At 52.5% G+C, this 482-nt stretch carries 1 pseudogene; it reads right to left on the minus strand.

Annotation, left to right across the window (positions count from 1 at the left end):
• Positions 1 to 482 (minus strand): annotated as a pseudogene (locus tag ACTHSP_RS21770) (imidazoleglycerol-phosphate dehydratase HisB); the annotation flags it as partial.

The following is a 482-nucleotide window of genomic DNA, read 5'->3' on the forward strand; positions in this document are numbered from 1 at the left end:
GCCTGACCCAATACGATACCGATGTCTTCAACCGTGTGATGGTCGTCAATGTGCAAATCGCCTTTGCAGGTAATATCCAAGTCAATCAAACCATGACGCGCCACTTGGGCAAGCATGTGTTCAAGGAAAGGAACGCCGGTATCCAAGCGGTATTTGCCGGTACCGTCAAGATTGAGGCTGACGGTGATTTGGGTTTCGCAGGTATTGCGGGTAACGGTAACAAAACGGCCTTCGGTTGAAACGCCAGCTTCGGCTGCTTCAACAGTTTGTTTTTCCAAACGCGCCGCTTCAACCGCTGCTGCTTTTTCTTGATCTTTGCTGTGATCACGGTTCAGCCAGCCTTTGCGTTTGCGCATACCGGATTCCAACTTCGCAGCCAGGCTCGGACGAATGCCGCGTGCAGACTCATCGCCTGCTTGTTGTTCCAAACGGCGTTTGAGCTGAGACAAAGAGGCGGAGTTTTCATAACCGCATGCGCGTGC

This window comes from Neisseria sp. P0001.S005 (assembly GCF_051963715.1).